The organism is Desulfitobacterium sp. (assembly GCF_034927245.1).
In the GTDB taxonomy this organism is placed as follows: Bacteria; Bacillota; Desulfitobacteriia; order Desulfitobacteriales; family Desulfitobacteriaceae; genus Desulfitobacterium_A.
This window is the reverse complement of record NZ_JAYFQK010000008.1, coordinates 40,291-55,970: the sequence shown is the minus strand read 5'-3', so window position 1 is coordinate 55,970 and position 15,680 is coordinate 40,291. Positions and strand designations below refer to the sequence as shown.

Annotated in this window: 18 protein-coding genes and 1 other annotated feature; of the genes, 1 reads left to right on the top strand and 17 read right to left on the bottom strand. The window is 46.1% G+C overall.

What is annotated here, in order from left to right; all coding sequences use genetic code 11:
• Positions 1-61: 61 nt before the first annotated feature.
• The 15 genes from mltG to VB077_RS02210 all read right to left on the bottom strand — a co-directional run bounded on the left by mltG (position 62) and on the right by VB077_RS02210 (position 13,039).
• Positions 62-1,102 carry an endolytic transglycosylase MltG gene (mltG, locus tag VB077_RS02280; protein WP_323413596.1) on the bottom strand — a complete coding sequence of 347 codons (1,041 nt, stop codon included), beginning with the start codon at positions 1,100-1,102 and terminating at the stop codon, positions 62-64.
• A gap of 24 nt (positions 1,103-1,126) precedes the next feature.
• Complete coding sequence (locus VB077_RS02275; protein WP_323413595.1) at positions 1,127-2,431, bottom strand: VanW family protein; 1,305 nt, start codon at positions 2,429-2,431, stop codon at positions 1,127-1,129.
• Between the two features lie 142 nt (positions 2,432-2,573).
• Complete coding sequence (locus VB077_RS02270; protein ID WP_323413594.1) at positions 2,574-2,894, bottom strand: DUF1292 domain-containing protein; 321 nt, start codon at positions 2,892-2,894, stop codon at positions 2,574-2,576.
• A 54-nt stretch (positions 2,895-2,948) separates the two neighbouring features.
• Complete coding sequence (gene ruvX, locus VB077_RS02265) at positions 2,949-3,362, bottom strand: Holliday junction resolvase RuvX (RefSeq protein WP_323413593.1); 414 nt, start codon at positions 3,360-3,362, stop codon at positions 2,949-2,951.
• A 30-nt stretch (positions 3,363-3,392) separates the two neighbouring features.
• The gene (locus VB077_RS02260) at positions 3,393-4,355 is read right to left on the bottom strand and encodes an aldo/keto reductase (protein WP_323413592.1); all 963 of its coding nucleotides are present in this window, start codon (positions 4,353-4,355) and stop codon (positions 3,393-3,395) included.
• Between the two features lie 66 nt (positions 4,356-4,421).
• A complete protein-coding gene (locus VB077_RS02255; protein ID WP_323413591.1) occupies positions 4,422-4,688 on the bottom strand; it encodes an IreB family regulatory phosphoprotein in 267 nt (88 codons plus the stop codon).
• 75 nt (positions 4,689-4,763) lie between these two features.
• Complete coding sequence (gene alaS / locus VB077_RS02250) at positions 4,764-7,394, bottom strand: alanine--tRNA ligase (protein ID WP_323413590.1); 2,631 nt, start codon at positions 7,392-7,394, stop codon at positions 4,764-4,766.
• Between the two features lie 72 nt (positions 7,395-7,466).
• Positions 7,467-7,684, bottom strand: a binding site (T-box leader).
• A gap of 39 nt (positions 7,685-7,723) precedes the next feature.
• The gene (locus tag VB077_RS02245; protein WP_323413589.1) at positions 7,724-8,806 is read right to left on the bottom strand and encodes an AI-2E family transporter; all 1,083 of its coding nucleotides are present in this window, start codon (positions 8,804-8,806) and stop codon (positions 7,724-7,726) included.
• Positions 8,807-8,889: 83 nt separating this feature from the next.
• On the bottom strand, positions 8,890-9,021 hold the full coding sequence (locus VB077_RS02240) for a hypothetical protein (protein WP_323413588.1): 132 nt from the start codon (positions 9,019-9,021) through the stop codon (positions 8,890-8,892).
• Positions 9,022-9,046: 25 nt separating this feature from the next.
• Positions 9,047-9,241 (bottom strand): hypothetical protein, encoded by a 195-nt coding sequence (locus tag VB077_RS02235; RefSeq protein WP_323413587.1) that lies wholly within the window; start codon positions 9,239-9,241, stop codon positions 9,047-9,049.
• The gene (locus tag VB077_RS02230) at positions 9,238-9,729 is read right to left on the bottom strand and encodes a PRC-barrel domain-containing protein (protein WP_323413586.1); all 492 of its coding nucleotides are present in this window, start codon (positions 9,727-9,729) and stop codon (positions 9,238-9,240) included. The genes VB077_RS02235 and VB077_RS02230 overlap by 4 nt, the downstream gene beginning before the upstream one ends.
• Positions 9,730-9,807: 78 nt before the next feature.
• The gene (gene mnmA / locus VB077_RS02225) at positions 9,808-10,935 is read right to left on the bottom strand and encodes a tRNA 2-thiouridine(34) synthase MnmA (RefSeq protein WP_323413585.1); all 1,128 of its coding nucleotides are present in this window, start codon (positions 10,933-10,935) and stop codon (positions 9,808-9,810) included.
• 15 nt (positions 10,936-10,950) lie between these two features.
• Positions 10,951-11,322, bottom strand: a complete 372-nt coding sequence (gene nifU, locus VB077_RS02220) for a Fe-S cluster assembly scaffold protein NifU (protein ID WP_323413584.1) — start codon at positions 11,320-11,322, stop codon at positions 10,951-10,953.
• 37 nt (positions 11,323-11,359) lie between these two features.
• Positions 11,360-12,550 carry a cysteine desulfurase NifS gene (gene nifS / locus VB077_RS02215; RefSeq protein WP_323413583.1) on the bottom strand — a complete coding sequence of 397 codons (1,191 nt, stop codon included), beginning with the start codon at positions 12,548-12,550 and terminating at the stop codon, positions 11,360-11,362.
• A 36-nt stretch (positions 12,551-12,586) separates the two neighbouring features.
• Positions 12,587-13,039 carry an Rrf2 family transcriptional regulator gene (locus VB077_RS02210; RefSeq protein ID WP_323413582.1) on the bottom strand — a complete coding sequence of 151 codons (453 nt, stop codon included), beginning with the start codon at positions 13,037-13,039 and terminating at the stop codon, positions 12,587-12,589.
• A gap of 156 nt (positions 13,040-13,195) precedes the next feature.
• Here VB077_RS02210 and VB077_RS02205 point away from each other — a divergent pair, with 156 nt between their 5' ends.
• Positions 13,196-14,488 (top strand): replication-associated recombination protein A, encoded by a 1,293-nt coding sequence (locus tag VB077_RS02205; RefSeq protein ID WP_323413581.1) that lies wholly within the window; start codon positions 13,196-13,198, stop codon positions 14,486-14,488.
• Positions 14,489-14,833: 345 nt separating this feature from the next.
• Here the strand turns inward: VB077_RS02205 and trxA are convergent, their stop codons facing one another.
• Positions 14,834-15,163 carry a thioredoxin gene (gene trxA / locus VB077_RS02200; protein ID WP_323413580.1) on the bottom strand — a complete coding sequence of 110 codons (330 nt, stop codon included), beginning with the start codon at positions 15,161-15,163 and terminating at the stop codon, positions 14,834-14,836.
• 74 nt (positions 15,164-15,237) lie between these two features.
• On the bottom strand, positions 15,238-15,519 hold the full coding sequence (locus VB077_RS02195) for a metal-sensitive transcriptional regulator (protein ID WP_323413579.1): 282 nt from the start codon (positions 15,517-15,519) through the stop codon (positions 15,238-15,240).
• Between the last annotated feature and the right edge of the window lie 161 nt (positions 15,520-15,680).

The following is a 15,680-nucleotide window of genomic DNA, read 5'->3' as shown; positions in this document are numbered from 1 at the left end:
GACAGTATTAAAAAGATTGCGCGTCCCTTTCATTTAGGGTACGCGTAATCTTTTCTACTACTTACTGATACTTCTCCTGATTTTGTAAATGCTCGTCAAAGGTTTTGGCAAAAACATGATAGCCGTCCGGTTTAGCCAAGTAATAAAGATAATCCGTATTTTCCGGATGGAGAACCGCATCAAGGGAAGCATGGCCGGGGCTGGCGATAGGGCTGGGCGGTAATCCGGTATGGAGATAGGTATTATAGGGTGATTCAATTTTTAAATCTTTATTATAAAGCTTTGCTTTTGGCGTCCCCAAAATATATTGGATGGTCGCATCCACTTGAAGGGGCATATTGATATTCAGGCGGTTCTTTAAGACACTCGCAATCATAGCGCGATCTTCATCCCGCAGCGCTTCTTTTTCAACGAGCGCGGCTAAATTAACCCAATCGCGAGTCGACATATTCATGGTTTGAAGCTGTGTCTTCACTTCGGGAGTAAGTTCTTTTTCAAACCTTCGGAGCATTGAATCGATAGCCGAACGGGGCGTCGCTTTCTTATTCAGGAAATATGTATCCGGGAATAAAAAGCCGTCTAAGCGATGTCCATCTTTAGAAATCCCTTGCAGAAAATTATAGTTAAAATCATCTGTTGTGATAACCTTTTGATACTCCTCTTTTGTTCCGATTCCTTTCTGAACAAGAAGATCTATAATTTGATTCGTTGTATACCCTTCAGGGATGGTCACACGAATAGCCTCAGCTTTAGGACCTGAAAGCAATTCGGTCAGCATTTCTTCGGGACTCATATTTGCTGAAAGCAGATAATCGCCGGCATATAGTTTTGAATCTGCCTCAAGCTGAGTTGCTATAATGCGAAAGGCAAAAGCACTGCGGATTAACTTCCGGCGTTCGAGTTCCGTACCGATTTGATTAGCAGTCATTCCGGGAGTAACCGCCATTATCTCAGAAGCGTCCTGCTTTGAATAAGGTTGGGTCGCCCAGTACCACCAAGCCCCACCGCCCATTACAGCCAGCCCAAGGAGAATGACGATTATACTTATTATTGATATGACTCTGTGTTTACCTTTCTTTGATTTCCGTCTCTTTCTCCCCATACCTATTCTCTCTTTCTCTAAAAATCAATCCGCACCTACCCGTATTATTTTTTGTGTCGGAGCGTATTCATCTCGACTTAATAATTTTTGGCTTTCCTTCCCGGAGCCATCTTTCACAATCCGATACGTTTGAACGATATACCCTTTATGCCCCGCTTGCTCTTGGACAACCTCCCCCGGAGAAAGGTTCGAATCCAGCCGCATAATCGTTTGGAATGGGGTCTCTTTTTCTATCTTTTGTTCTAAGCGAACCGTTTTATCTGTCTTTTTTCCATAGATGCGAACCGTTACCTTCCCTGAGTTAACCTCGGTACGAAAATAGAGAAGAGACCCTGTGTCATTCGTAAATTTCAAATCTAAATTAGGATAGTTTATAGTCGCATCCTGACCCATTGGAATATAGGAAATCACAACCGCATGAGGATAACGCTCGGTAATGGGTAAGTTCGCCAGCGCTGCAGCGGAATAAAGGGTTGAAGAAACTTGACATATTCCGCCGCCGATTCCCTGGACATATTCGTTATTGACGATAACGTAAGCGTCTTTATACCCTGTCTCAGCCGTCCTCGGTCCAATCGTTTCGTTAAAAGACAAGGTTTCATCCGGCCGAAGCAGGACCTTATCCAGCTTTTGGGCGGCTTTTGTCAAATTCACGGATCGGTTCTGATCCTTAACATTAAACTGGGTACTATACTCGCCGATAATTCCGTCAAAAGCTAAGGCTTGCATCTCTTCTGTTGTTTTCACGGCAGGCACTTCGACAACAGGAATCTCAAGCCGCTTGGGTAAAGTAGCAAAGGATTGATTTTGAAGCTTGTCCCGGAGAGCATCAACATGAATGACTCGCCCGGAAACAGCGGGAATCGTCACAAACCGATCGTTGTCAATTTTATAGGAAGCGTCCACTGCTGATCGATTAACACCCGGAAACTTTTGGAGCAAAACTTGCTGCAACTGAGCCGTATCAATTTTTAAAGCGCTGGAAATCCTCTGACCGGGTATCCTTCCGAGTTCTTCCCAGACTTTATCCAGATCTAAAGTCACCCCTAATTCCTTCAGCACAACCGGCACTTCTTTTTCATTGTACACTAAGAGCAAATTTTCTGCCAGCTTGTCCTCTTCCCATTTCTTGATCATGGTTCGGGCTTCCTCAGCCTCCCGCCCGGACAGATCCAGCTCATCCAAAAATGTCCCCTTAGGCAAGGCTGTTTGGTCTTTATTCAAAGCAACCTGTGCTGAATCTTTCTGATTAATGAGTGCTTTATCCTGAATGCACCCGGGACTGGCCAGCAGTGTTAAACTTATTAATAATATAAGGCTTATTCTCATGCTACCGGCCCCCCAATGCCCCTAATATCGATATACTCTCATTAGAATCTGCAATTGTGAACTAAATTATTGCTGAAAAATAAAAAAATTCGCTTAAATTTAAGCGAATTTTTAATATTATTTTGTTTAAGGTCTTGAGGAGTTATTCGTCCTCTTCCATGTTCTCCCATGCGTCAGCAACTTTTTCCCATTCGTCATCATCTTCGATGTCCAGTAACATTTCATTACCTTCTGCATCGTGACCAAGCTTCAAGATAATAGCCTCATCTGCATCTTCATCTACGGACTCTTCTTCAGTGATCGGTAAAAGCACGAAATACGTGGAACCATCTACTTCTAAGGTGTCCAGATGAAGGAATTCATGATCGTGACCTTCATCATCTGTTAGGATTATGGTGTCAAATTCTTCTTCTTCATGGTCATGATCATGGTCATGGCCACAATCGTGGTTATGGTCAGTCATTCATTTCACCTCTTATCAAAGATAGTGTCATTTTACCCCAAGAGGTAATGATTGTCAAATTTTCTGTTGCCGATGATCCAGATAACCCTGCAGGATAAAAACAGCCGCCATTTTATCAATCACTTTTTTTCGTTTCGCCCTGGAAACATCCGCTTGAATCAATGAACGCTGCGCGGCAACTGTGCTGAGCCGCTCATCCCAGAGCTTCACGGGAAGATGAAAACGTCCCTGCAGCAACACCGAAAACTCCTCCGACAATTGTGCTCGCGGACCCAATGTTCCGTTCATGTTTTTAGGATACCCCAGAACGATTTCTTTTACTTCATATTGATTAATAATTTCCTCTAATTCTTCGAGTTCATGTTTGGAGCGACGAATCGTCTTAATTCCCTGCGCAGTCCAAAACAATTCATCACTTACCGCTACGCCAATCGTCCGTTCGCCAAAATCCAGCCCCATAATCCGCATCGCACCAACTCCTTTACTTATCTTTAATCTTTAGACGATTTTCAAACAAAAATGCGGGCAAACACGGCCGCAATAACCGCAAAGGACACAGGCTTGGGGATCAACCTCAGCTTGCTCTCCGTAGCCTTCTCTTTGTATTCTCATGGACAACGCTCCTTGCGGGCAGGTTTCGACACACTTTCCGCATCCTTGACACCAATCCGCAATGTAAAGCTTGCGTTCACGGTATTTAACCTGCCGCCGCAAATCCTCAGAGATTTCTTTATCCTCCAGAAAGTTAAGATTGAAGTCCACCTCATCCGTGCTCGACATTCCCAGGGCCATGCCCTGAATTCCGGGAATCGCCCGAACATAATTAAGTGACTCCTCGGGAGTTGTCGCAAGATGACCGCCCCCAAAAACCTTCATCGCATACATGCCGATTCTCATCTCAGCCGCAAAATTAATGGCCGCCAACATCTCCTGTAATGTTCCGTCAATGATCCCAATACCCTGCCGATTGATAATCGGATGGATAACATCGAGTCCCGGTTGAAGTGCCCCGGCTCGTACCCCTGCAACCGCATGGGTGGAAATGCCAATTCCCCGGACAATTCCCTTATCCTTCGCCTTAAGCAGCTCCTCCCATGCTTCATGATGCCCTTTTAAAGTATAGGCGCTTTCCTGTTCATGGAGGAGAAAGAAATCTATGACATCACGATCTAATCCTTTACGGGCTTTTTCCAAGCTTTCGACCATTTGCTGCCCGGTTACCGCATAGGATTTGCTTATCACTCGAATATCCGGAAAATCACGGATTGCCGTTTTGATCTGCTCATAATTAGCATAAATCTCAGCGGTATCCAACCAGTTTACTCCCCGTTCAAAAGCATAGCGCATGACCTTGACCCCTTCTTCAAAGGTCACACGACCTTGCAGCGGAGACACCGCTAAGCTGCCAAACCCTGCCTCAGAAATCATCGGCCCATTCCAGCCCAATTTAACCTGTTTCATCCAAAACCACCTTATTTTAAGCAGAAAGCCCTCACAACTTTAGCAGTGAGGGCTTCTGTTGATATTCTACTTTTTTAAATATGAGCGCACAAGTTCTTCTAATAACTCGTAGCGTTCCATCTTGCGTATTTGGGAGCGCGCTTGATCATAACTTGTGATATAAACCGGATCTCCTGACATAAGGTACCCTACCAATTGGTTGATTGGATCATATCCTTTCTCTTCCAGAGCATTATAAACATGTTCCAGAATTTCACGAGGTGAGGCTTCCCCTCCCTCAGATTTAAACATCATCGTTTCGTCCAAATGGTCATCATCCATATGTCCATCCATGATCATTCCCCCCTTCGCTATCGCACTACGGACCGTATATAGGAGAAGTATTCGCGCCCTCATCACCATTATCCTTTATTTTTTAAGGAAACTTTGGATAATCCGAGGTACCTGATCTAAAGCCTCTCCCAGTTTTGCGGGATCTTTGCCGCCCGCTTGGGCCATATCAGGTCGGCCTCCTCCGCCGCCTCCGGTAATTTTCGCGACTTCCTTAATAATCTGCCCCGCATGCAACCCGCTTAAACCTGTCGGATTAACAACCGTAACCCAATTGACCTTACCCTCAACTGCCGCACCCAGCACGATCACTCCGGATTTCAATTTAGCGCGAAGCATATCTGCCATATTGCGCAGCCCATCCATATCCGGCGCTTGAACTGCAGCCGCCAAGACAGGAACCCCCTCAACCTCTTTCACGCGTTGAATTAAACCTTCAACCTCATACTTTGCCATTTTAGCCGTTTGTTGCTGAAGTTCTTTTTCGAGTTCATGAAGCTGAGCCACGAGTCCTTGGACCCGCTTTGTCAGATCTGCGGGCTGAGCTTTTAAAAGCTCGGCAAGTTCAAGGCGTTCCGTATCAAGCTTGCGCGTATACTCTAGGCTTGACATTCCGGCAACAGCCTCGATGCGCCGCAGTCCGGCACCGATTCCACCCTCAGATAAAATCTTGACAAGACCGATATCTCCCGTAGCGCGAACATGAGTTCCGCCGCAAAGCTCTTTGGAATAGTCACCCATCGAGACAACCCTTACAATATCACCATACTTTTCGCCAAAGAGAGCAGTGGCTCCGCTTTCTTTCGCTTCGCCAATTCCCATTTGAGCCGTCGAAACGGGAAGGTTCGCTAATACCGCCTGATTTAATTGATCTTCAACCCGCAGGATTTCATTCTCGGACATAGCATGGAAATGCGTGAAGTCAAAACGAAGGTGTTCCGGTGTTACCAAGGAACCCGCTTGTTGGACGTGTTCGCCTAATACGGAGCGCAAGGCCGCTTGGAGAAGGTGTGTTGCACTATGATGACGGGCCGTTGCCTTTCTGGCCTCCTGATCCACTAAAGCCTCGGCTGTTTCCCCTGTATGGAAAATCCCTTGCGTCACTTGCAGCTTATGATAATACGTGCCTGTAACTCCTTTTTTGACTTCCAGAAGTTTCGCTTCGGCACGGGCTGTCCGCAGGAGACCCCCATCTGCTACTTGTCCCCCGCTTTCGGCATAGAAAGGCGTTTGCGATAAGAAGCAGAGCACTTCGTCTCCTTCAGCCGCTTCGGTAACTTCTTCACCATTAATAAATAACGCTTCGATCTTAACATTTTCCAGGAGAACTTCATAACCATTGAAAGGAGTTGTTCCCAAGGCCTTGGCTTTTCCGGCAATCGCCGGACTTTCCTGAACGGCTCGCATTTGCTGCGATTGTTCCTTAGCGATGCGGCGATGCTCTTCGGCTGCAGCCTCATAGCCTGCCATATCTACGGTTAAGTCTTGCTCTTTTAACATTTCCGCTGTCAGTTCGACCGGGAAACCATAGGTTTCATATAAGTTGAATGCATCTGCTCCGCTTAATTCGGATTTTCCGGCTTCTTGCAGTGACTTCACTTTTTCTTGGATCAACTGAGTCCCTTGTTCCAAAGTCGCTTGGAAGTTCTTTTCTTCCAGCTGCAAATGGTTGAGAATAAAGTTTTCATTCTCCTTAAGCTCCGGATAATGATGGCTATAGTCCCTTTGGATAATTCTAAACACTTGCTCCAAAAACGGTTTTTCAATGCCAATCAAACGCGCATAGCGAATCGCCCGGCGTAAAATGCGGCGCAGAACATAACCTCGGCCATCACGGCCCGGCCGGATTCCATCCGATAGCATAAAGGAAACAGCACGAGTATGGTCGGCAACAACTTTCAAGGCGATATCCGTCTTCGGATCTTTATGATACTCTACGCCTGCAATTTCAGCGACTTTGTCGATGATCGGACGGAAAAGATCCGTATCAAAGTTTGTTTCCGCCCCCTGCATAACTGCCGCAATCCGTTCAAGTCCCATCCCTGTATCAATGTTTTGCTTCGGCAAGGGAGTAAGCACACCGTTTTCATCTCGGTTGTATTGCATAAACACTAAATTCCAGATTTCCAAGAAACGGTCACAGTCACATCCCACCGCACAATCCGGTTTTCCGCAGCCGCGTTCAACCCCAAGGTCGACATAAATTTCAGAACAGTACCCACAAGGCCCAACCGGCCCTGCAGCCCAAAGATTTTCCGGATCATTCAAAATCCGTTGGGCCTGAACTCCCGCTTTTTCAAGCCAAAGTTGTCTGGCGTCCTCGTCCTCGGGATGAACTGTAATCCAAAGCTGTTCGACGGGAATTTTCAAGACCTCGGTTACATATTCCCATGCCCAAGGAATAACTTCCTCTTTAAAATAATCTCCAAAGGAAAAGTTACCCATCATTTCAAAAAAGGTATGATGACGGGCTGTTACACCAACGTTTTCAAGGTCTGGGGTTCGAACACATTTTTGAGCGGTTGTCGCCCGCGGAATAGGGGGTTCAACCTTACGTAAAAAGTACGGTTTAAAAGGGACCATTCCGGCAACCGTTAAGAGAAGCGTAGGATCATCCTTCGGAATCAAGGATGCGCTCGGCAATCGTTTATGACCTTTAGACTCGAAAAACTTCAGAAACATTTCACGCAGTTCGTTTCCAGTATACATATTTACCTCCTATAAAATTCAAAATTAGTCCATAGTAAATAAAATAAAAAAATAAATAAAACCCGCCCCCTGATCAGGGACGGGCTATTACCGTGGTACCACCCTGCTTACCCATCCAAACTCATAATAATGACGTGGATGGATCGCTTTGTCATTGCACTTAACGCGTGCTTTCGTCAAGTTTTACTTGCCCTCGGAACTAGCGTTCATATCTAACCCCATAACTCTTCACACCTGCCAGAGTCTCTCTGAAAAGGGAAAAATACTATTGATTTCCTCATCGGTTTAGCCAAAATCTATGTATTCCTGTTGTAAAATTATAGCGGAGATCAGGGCAACTTGTCAACAGACGGTGCAAGGTTAAGCACTTCGTCATCATTTTTTAATTCCGGGGACACCAGCCTAAAGTAGATGTGTCTGAAGATCACCCGCAGTACGGCCGCAATGGGAACAGAAATGAGCATTCCCCAAAAACCGGCAAGCTCTCCTCCCGCTAACAGAACGAAAACGATGAGCAAGGGATGAAGCCCCACGCTGTCGCCCATAAGCTTGGGCGAAATTACATCGCTCTCCAGCTGCTGAACAATAATAATCACAATGGCAACCTTTAACCCCATCATCGGCGAATCCGTTAACCCGAGCAGAATGGACGGTACCGCCCCAATCACAGGCCCAAAATAAGGGATCAAATCAAACACGCCGCAGATGATCCCAATTAAGAGGGCATAGTCCATCCCTACCAACTTGATCCCGATTCCGGTGAGGATGCCTACAATTACGGCTATGATCATATCTCCGCGGATATAACGACGGACAACATGATTGATATCTTGGAGTAAACGCTGCCACCCCAAGCGCCACTTTTGCGGGACAAGACGCAAGCAGCCTTTATTCAGCCTTTTCCAATCCGCTAAAAAATAGATGGCTAAAACCGGGGATAGAATAAACAGGCTTAAGGAGGCCAGCATTTGCGGGAGAGTTTGGAGAAAAGAGTGCAGATGCTCAACCACGACTATTTCCATTCGAGCAAGATTTTCATCGATCACTTGGGCAACCTGGTTCGGCAATCCTGTTGAACGAAAGTGAGTCCGAAAATCTTGTATAGCTTGGTCGATTGTTTGCATCGTCATGGGCAAAGAAAGGGTAAGTTTCGAAAGTTCAATATATAGCTTTGGCAGCATTAAAAAAATGGCTGCGCCTATAACAGCAATAATTCCGATAAAAACCAAGGCAATCGCCGTGCGGCGGCCGATTCTCCTCTTTTCTAAAGCCTCAACGACAGGATTAAGCAAATAAGCAAGGCCAAACGCCAGTAAAAAAGGTCCAAGCACAGGCTTAACCAAAATAAGCAAAATTAATCCAAAGACAGCGATGAAGGAAACGAAAAGCCAACGCCAACTTTCTTTCTTCAAGCGAGCTCCCCCTTAGGAAATAAAAAAGCGCAAAAAGCGCGACAATGCGCGCTTTTAATTTTCAATTAAATATCCAGAGAGACTTACCATCTAATCATTCGTAATCCCTTACGCATCATAGACTTGGTTTTATTTCGCGGGCGAACCATATAACCAATTGCAACTCCGACAAGACTGCCTGCCACAATTCCGCCAACCATTTGTCCTGATTTCAAGGCTCATCCCTCCTTCAGTTTTAATTTATTCTAATGCAGCTTCTGAAATTCCGGCATCTAGAATTGGATCTTCCCAAGCGATTAAAGAACCGTCTTCGGCTAGATCGTAAATAACGACCTTATCGGGTTGGTTGCTAAATTCAACACAGCATTCCCAGCAATAATACTGATCTACTCCGACCTTGCCAATCACCCGGCCCGCGCATACCGGACAAATCATGATAGTGAACCTCCTTCTCTATGGTCCCACGGTGATATGTGGTCTTCAACGATTAAAACGTCCTTCCCATCTATCATGACATTTTCCTGCAAAATCGCGCCCCGGCCTTGGATTAGATCGGAAAATAAACCGTCTGAAACCTCGAACCCGACAATGCTCTCAGCCGAATCGTCGAGAAAGACATCTTGAATCGTGCCTTTTGCTTCCCCACCTTGAGTAAATATCTGATTTCCAACTTTCTCAGTCCATTTAATACCTTTAATATCTTGAACTACATTGTCCTTAACGGTTAAAGCATCCTTCCCGACAGCAGCAACCATGCTTCGCGGAAGTCCTTTCCCTGTACGGAAAATATGACCGTTCTCTAAGAGCAAGCCACTAACCCTTTGAGCTGTTGAATCAAAAACAACATCCTGGATCCAACCGATGGCATTACCGCTTTTTAAATCCAAGACAGGTAAACCAATGAGATCTCGGGCGCGCCTCATATTTTCCTCCTCAACAAAATAGTTCTTTAATACTATTTCCCGAGTCGGTTGAATTCATTCATTGATCTTATTTTTTGATTATATCCCTCTTGGATCCGTAATAATTTTCCCGCCGCCAACAACCTTGTCGCCATCGTAGAAAACGACAGCTTGTCCCGGTGTTATCGCCCGCTGCGGCGTTTCAAATTGAACCCTTACACAAGATCCAATCGCACCCTTGATTTGTTGCGAATTTTCCACCGGAGAAATTGTCGCCGGAGCTAAGGAAGCCTTGTAGCGAATTTTAGCGCTTACCTTTAAAGGCTTTGTCAAATCTTCAATGGCCATCCAGTTCAGATCTGTCGCATAAAGCACATCGGTAAACACTTCCGGGTCCTCGCCGAGGACAACTTCATTGCGCTCAATATTAAAGCCGACTACAAACATAGGCTTTCCGAATGTCATGCCAAGGCCTTTGCGTTGTCCCACAGTGTAGTGGATAAGTCCCTGGTGGCACCCTAAAATATTGCCTTGGGTATCGACAAAGTTTCCCGGCTTGATCGGTTCCGATGCTCTCTTGGCAACAAATGAGACATAATCATTATCCGGAATAAAACATATTTCCTGGCTGTCGGGTTTGCGGGCCACGCGAATAAGACCCCGCTGCTCGGCCATTTCGCGAATCTGATCCTTCTTGTAAGCGGCTAACGGAAACAAGGTATGAGCCAGTTGATCCTGTGTCAACGTATAGAGCATATAAGTCTGATCTTTCCAAGTATCGGCCGGCCGATTTAAGTAAAGCCTGCCATTTTCCGGATTGCGTAAAATTTGGGCATAATGACCGGTCGCAATATAATCCGCACCTAAAGCCCGGGCTTTATGCAGCATTTCCCCCCAGCGGACAACACGATTGCACATTACGCAAGGATTCGGGGTTTCTCCTTTAAGATAAGATCCGGTAAAATAATCGATCACATTTTCTTCGAAGAAAGAGCGGAAATTCAAGACGTAGTGCGGGATTCCCAATTGAAAGGCGATGCGCTTGGCATCATCGATCGCCGAGATCGAACAGCATCCCCCTTCCACATCCGGGCCTGCCGAAGGCCAAATCTGGAGGGTTACACCGATCACATCATATCCTTCTTCTTTAAGCAAAGCAGCGGCCATGGAACTATCCACGCCGCCGCTCATGCCGACGACTACCTTCGGTTTATCGGTAATTGTCATTTGTTTATCCTATCCTTACTTTTGATGTTTTTCACGATAATCTTTGATTGCTGCATGCACGGCATCAGCCGCTAAATTGGAACAGTGCATTTTGTTCGGGGGAAGTCCGTCCAATGCTTCGGCAACAGCGGCATTGCTTACGGCTAAAGCTTCATCAAGGGTTTTACCTTTAACCATCTCGGTGACCATGCTGCTCGTCGCAACAGCCGCACCACAGCCAAAGGTTTTAAATTTCACATCTTTAATAATATCTCCCTCAACGTCTAAATAAATGCGCATGATATCGCCGCATTTAGGATTTCCGACTTCACCGATTCCATCAGCATCCGGTATTTCACCGACGTTCCGAGGATTTGTAAAATGATCCATTACTTTTTGTGTATACATATTTTAACACACTCCTTTAAAAAACACATTAAATAACTTATTGGGCTTTAGCGGTATTATGAATGATTGCATCATAAAGCGGAGACATCGCCCGCAATCGTTCCACTATTTTAGGCAACTGTTCCAAAACATAATCGATATCTTCTTCCGTGTTTTGACGTCCTAAAGAAAAACGCAAGGAACCATGAGCAATCTCATGCGGAAGCCCCATCGCCAGCAGCACATGGGACGGATCAAGCGAGCCTGAGGTACAGGCCGAACCGCTCGAAGCTGCGATTCCCATCATATCTAAACTTAACAGCAGTGACTCCCCTTCAACATATTGAATACTTACATTGACGTTATTCGGGAGACGCTTGTCCCCTCGCGGTCCATTCACCTTAACATAATCAATGCGCTCCAGGATTCCATCCATGAGTTTATCCCGCAGAACTTTTAACCGCTTTTCTTCTTCTTCCATCCGTTTGCCTGCCAATTCGCAGGCTTTCCCGAAACCGACGATTCCCGGCAGATTCTCTGTCCCGGAACGGCGTTTTTTCTCTTGACCGCCCCCGTAAACACGGGGCACCAGCTTAATCCCTTTCCGACTATAAAGGGCGCCAACCCCTTTGGGGCCGTAAATCTTATGACTGGACATGGTCAGGAGGTCAATATTCATTGCTTTTACATCAATGGGAACTTTGCCAAAGGATTGTACCGCATCAACGTGAAAGGTCACTCCTTTTTCTTTGGCAATCTTTCCGATTTCCGCGATAGGCTGGATTGTTCCGACTTCATTATTCGCATGCATGATCGAGATTAAAATCGTATCCGGGCGAATAGCCTGCGCAACGGCTTGAGGATCAACAAATCCTTCTTCATCAACAGGGATAACGGTCAAATCAAAACCGTTTTTGGCGAGATATTCACAGGTTTCCAGGACCGCATGGTGTTCTACTGCCGAGGTAATAATATGTTTTCCTTTTTTACGCAGAGCATCTGCGGTACCCAATACGGCAAGATTATCCGCCTCTGTGCCGCCGCTTGTAAAGGTAATCTCATTGGCTTGCGCTCCAATCAATGCCGCAACCTGTTCTCTGGCAATTTCTAAACCTTCTTTAGCTTCTTGACCAAAGGAATGAACACTGGATGGATTGCCATACTTCTCCGTATAATAAGTCATCATCAATTTAGCAACTTCCGGATCCACCGGAGTTGTCGCGCTATGGTCTAAATACACTCTTCTCATTTTGGGTCCCTCCATAATATTTTCATGAGTCAATTTCTATTGATCAAATATATTAAAATTGCACTCGGATTCCCGTCCCTTAGCATCCTGAACCATATCTTCCAGGGTAATGGAATCAACCACCTCCGTGATTGAATCCCGCATTTTTTCCCAAACGGTTCGGGTTACACAATATCTTGAGTTTTGACAGCATTCGGGATCTTCTTCGGAAACACAATCGACAGGCGCAATGGATCCCTCAAGGACACGGATCACGTCCCCTACGCGAATCTGGCTGGCTTCTTTTCCTAAAAAGTATCCCCCTTGAGCGCCGCGAGTACTTTCGACTAACCCCGCTTTGCGCAAACCTGAAACAAGTTGTTCCAAGTAATGTTCCGAAAGTCCCTGTCGTTCGGCAATACTTTTTAGAGAAATCGGTCCTTCGCCCTCATGCTGGGCTAAATCAAACATTGCCCGTAAACCATATCGGCTGCGTGTGGAAAGTTTCAAGTGTCCCACCCCTTTCCTCTACAGTCATATCTTATTAAAACACTCGGGATTTGTCAAGGTAATTCCGACTGTTTTAATGAGATATTTTTACCTTTGCTTCAAGGAGAGGATTCGTTATACTAAGATCAAAGATTGAATTAGGAAAGGGATTAGAAAATGGATGATCTTTTTTCGGCAGCCTTTAATCCAAATCAAGTCGCCCCTCTCGCTGAGCGAATGCGACCCCGTACCCTTGAAGAATATATCGGGCAATCTCATATTCTTGGGCCAGGCAAGCTTTTACGGCGAGCCATCGAGGCTGACCGCGTCAGTTCACTTATCCTTTATGGTCCCCCCGGAACAGGCAAAACATCGCTGGCTTATGTGATTGCTCAAGCGACCTCTGCCAATTTTGTGCGCATCAATGCCGTATCTTCAGGGGTAAAAGAGATTCGCGAGATTATCCAGACCGCGACAGAGCAGCTCCACCTCTATGGGAAGAAGACCCTGGTCTTCTGTGATGAGGTTCATCGCTTTAATAAAGGGCAGCAGGATGCTTTATTACCTGCCGTTGAAAATGGAACAATTACCTTTATTGGGGCTACAACCGAAAATCCTTTTTTCGAAATCAATTCTGCTTTACTGAGCCGCTCGACCTTGTTTCAGCTGGTTCCCTTGACCCGGGAAGAACTGCGCCAAGGTTTGGAACAATCATTGCTGGATAAAGAACGAGGCTTGGGCCAATATAAGGTTGAGATCGCACCCGAGGCTTGGGAACACTGGCTCAATTATGCCAATGGGGATTTGCGCCGGGCTTTGAATGCTCTTGAGCTTGCCGTCCTGACCACTTCACCTGTCGGCGGAATCCGCCATATCAGCTTAGAAGCGGCCGAGGAATCCATACAAAAGCGGGCGATGCGTTTCGATAAAAACGGGGATAATCATTATGATATTATTTCAGCTTTTATTAAAAGTATGCGCGGCTCAGATCCGGATGCCGCCCTTTACTGGCTGGCAGTCTTATTGGAGTCCGGCGAAGATCCCCGCTTTATCGTCCGCAGAATCATCGTCCATGCTTCCGAGGATGTCGGCTTAGCAGATCCCCAGGTGATGCTTCAGGCCCAGGCTGCAGCTAATGCGTTAGAATGGCTGGGAATGCCTGAAGCTCGTATTCCGATTGCCCAGGCGGTTCTTGCCATCGCTACCGCGCCCAAAAGCAACAGTGCCTATGTCGCTATCGATAACGCCCTCAATTATGTCCGGACCCATCCCACAGGAGAGGTTCCCCTTCATTTACGGGATGCGCACTATCCCGGGGCCAAACAATTGGATCATGGCAAAGGATATCGCTATCCCCATGATTATCCCGGTCACTGGGTTGAACAGCAATACCTGCCGGATAGTGCAAGGGAGGCTGCCTTTTTCACGCCCTCCGGCTTAGGCCAAGACAAGGGCAACCGGGGAAAATAAAAGGAGGGGCTATCGCAAAACCTATGGTCGTGTAGTTTCGCGCATATCCGTTCACTCTAGCGCTCTGGGACTGGTTCACTTCGCCTTCGCAGCAGCTACGCCAAACCTCTGGGCAATACCTGATGTGAACCCCTGGCTGCGCTACGCTTCGAAAGCTTTGTTCACCTGCACGTCCCTCCGCGAATCGTTCACTTCTATGCGCGAAACTACGCTTTCGGGTCTTTTGTAATAGTTCATGATTATGCGTGGCGCACCACCAAGAAGAAGGGGCTGTTTTGCGACAGCCCCTTCTTCTTTATTGAAACCGATTCAATTTCTTTGGTAATTGTCTATGCGTTGAGGTTCTTAAATGTGGGCATTCAGCATTTTAACAAGATCAGCCTTGCCGCGGAAGCCTACAATTTTATCAACCATTTGACCGCCTTTAAAAATACCTAAGGTTGGAATGCTCATTACACCATACTGGCTGGCCACTGATCCTTGTTCATCAACATTGACTTTGCCGATGACAATTTTGCCCAGGTACTCATCTGCTAACTCCTCAACGATCGGCGCAACCATGCGGCATGGATTACACCACGGGGCCCAGAAATCAACTAAAACCGGTTTTTCCGAACCTAACACCTCTTGATTCCAATTTCCTGCGGTAAACGTTTTTACATTTGCTCCTGCCATATAAAATCCCTCCTCAAAATACCTAATAGACTTAGCTTCAAAAAGTTTAAGGGTAAAGGCATCGTAAAATTAACTCATTTTATGAATTTGGTGAGCACTGTGACAAGGTCCTCGATCGCGGCGTCTTTATCACTGACATCCTCAATCGCCTTTTTTAAACATCCCCGAGAATGGTATTCGAAAATCATTGTACCCACTTTGTTCATCGCCGCTCTGACTGCGGCAACTTGGACTAATACATCCACACAGTACTTATCATTTTCGATCATGCGTTGGATTCCTTTGACTTGACCCTCAACTTTTTTTAAGCGGCGAAGCAGGTCCTCCTTCGCGTCAGAATAAGGGCATTCATTCATATGCACTCTCTCCCATATACCCTCTGGGGGTAGCTCTGTGATTATTATAGCCTTTAATTTTTCCCCTGTCAAACCTAAAAATAGAACTTCCCCATCTGTTGAAAGCACCTCTGTTGAAAGCACCTCTGTTGAAAGCATTCCCTATATTACTATTAATAATT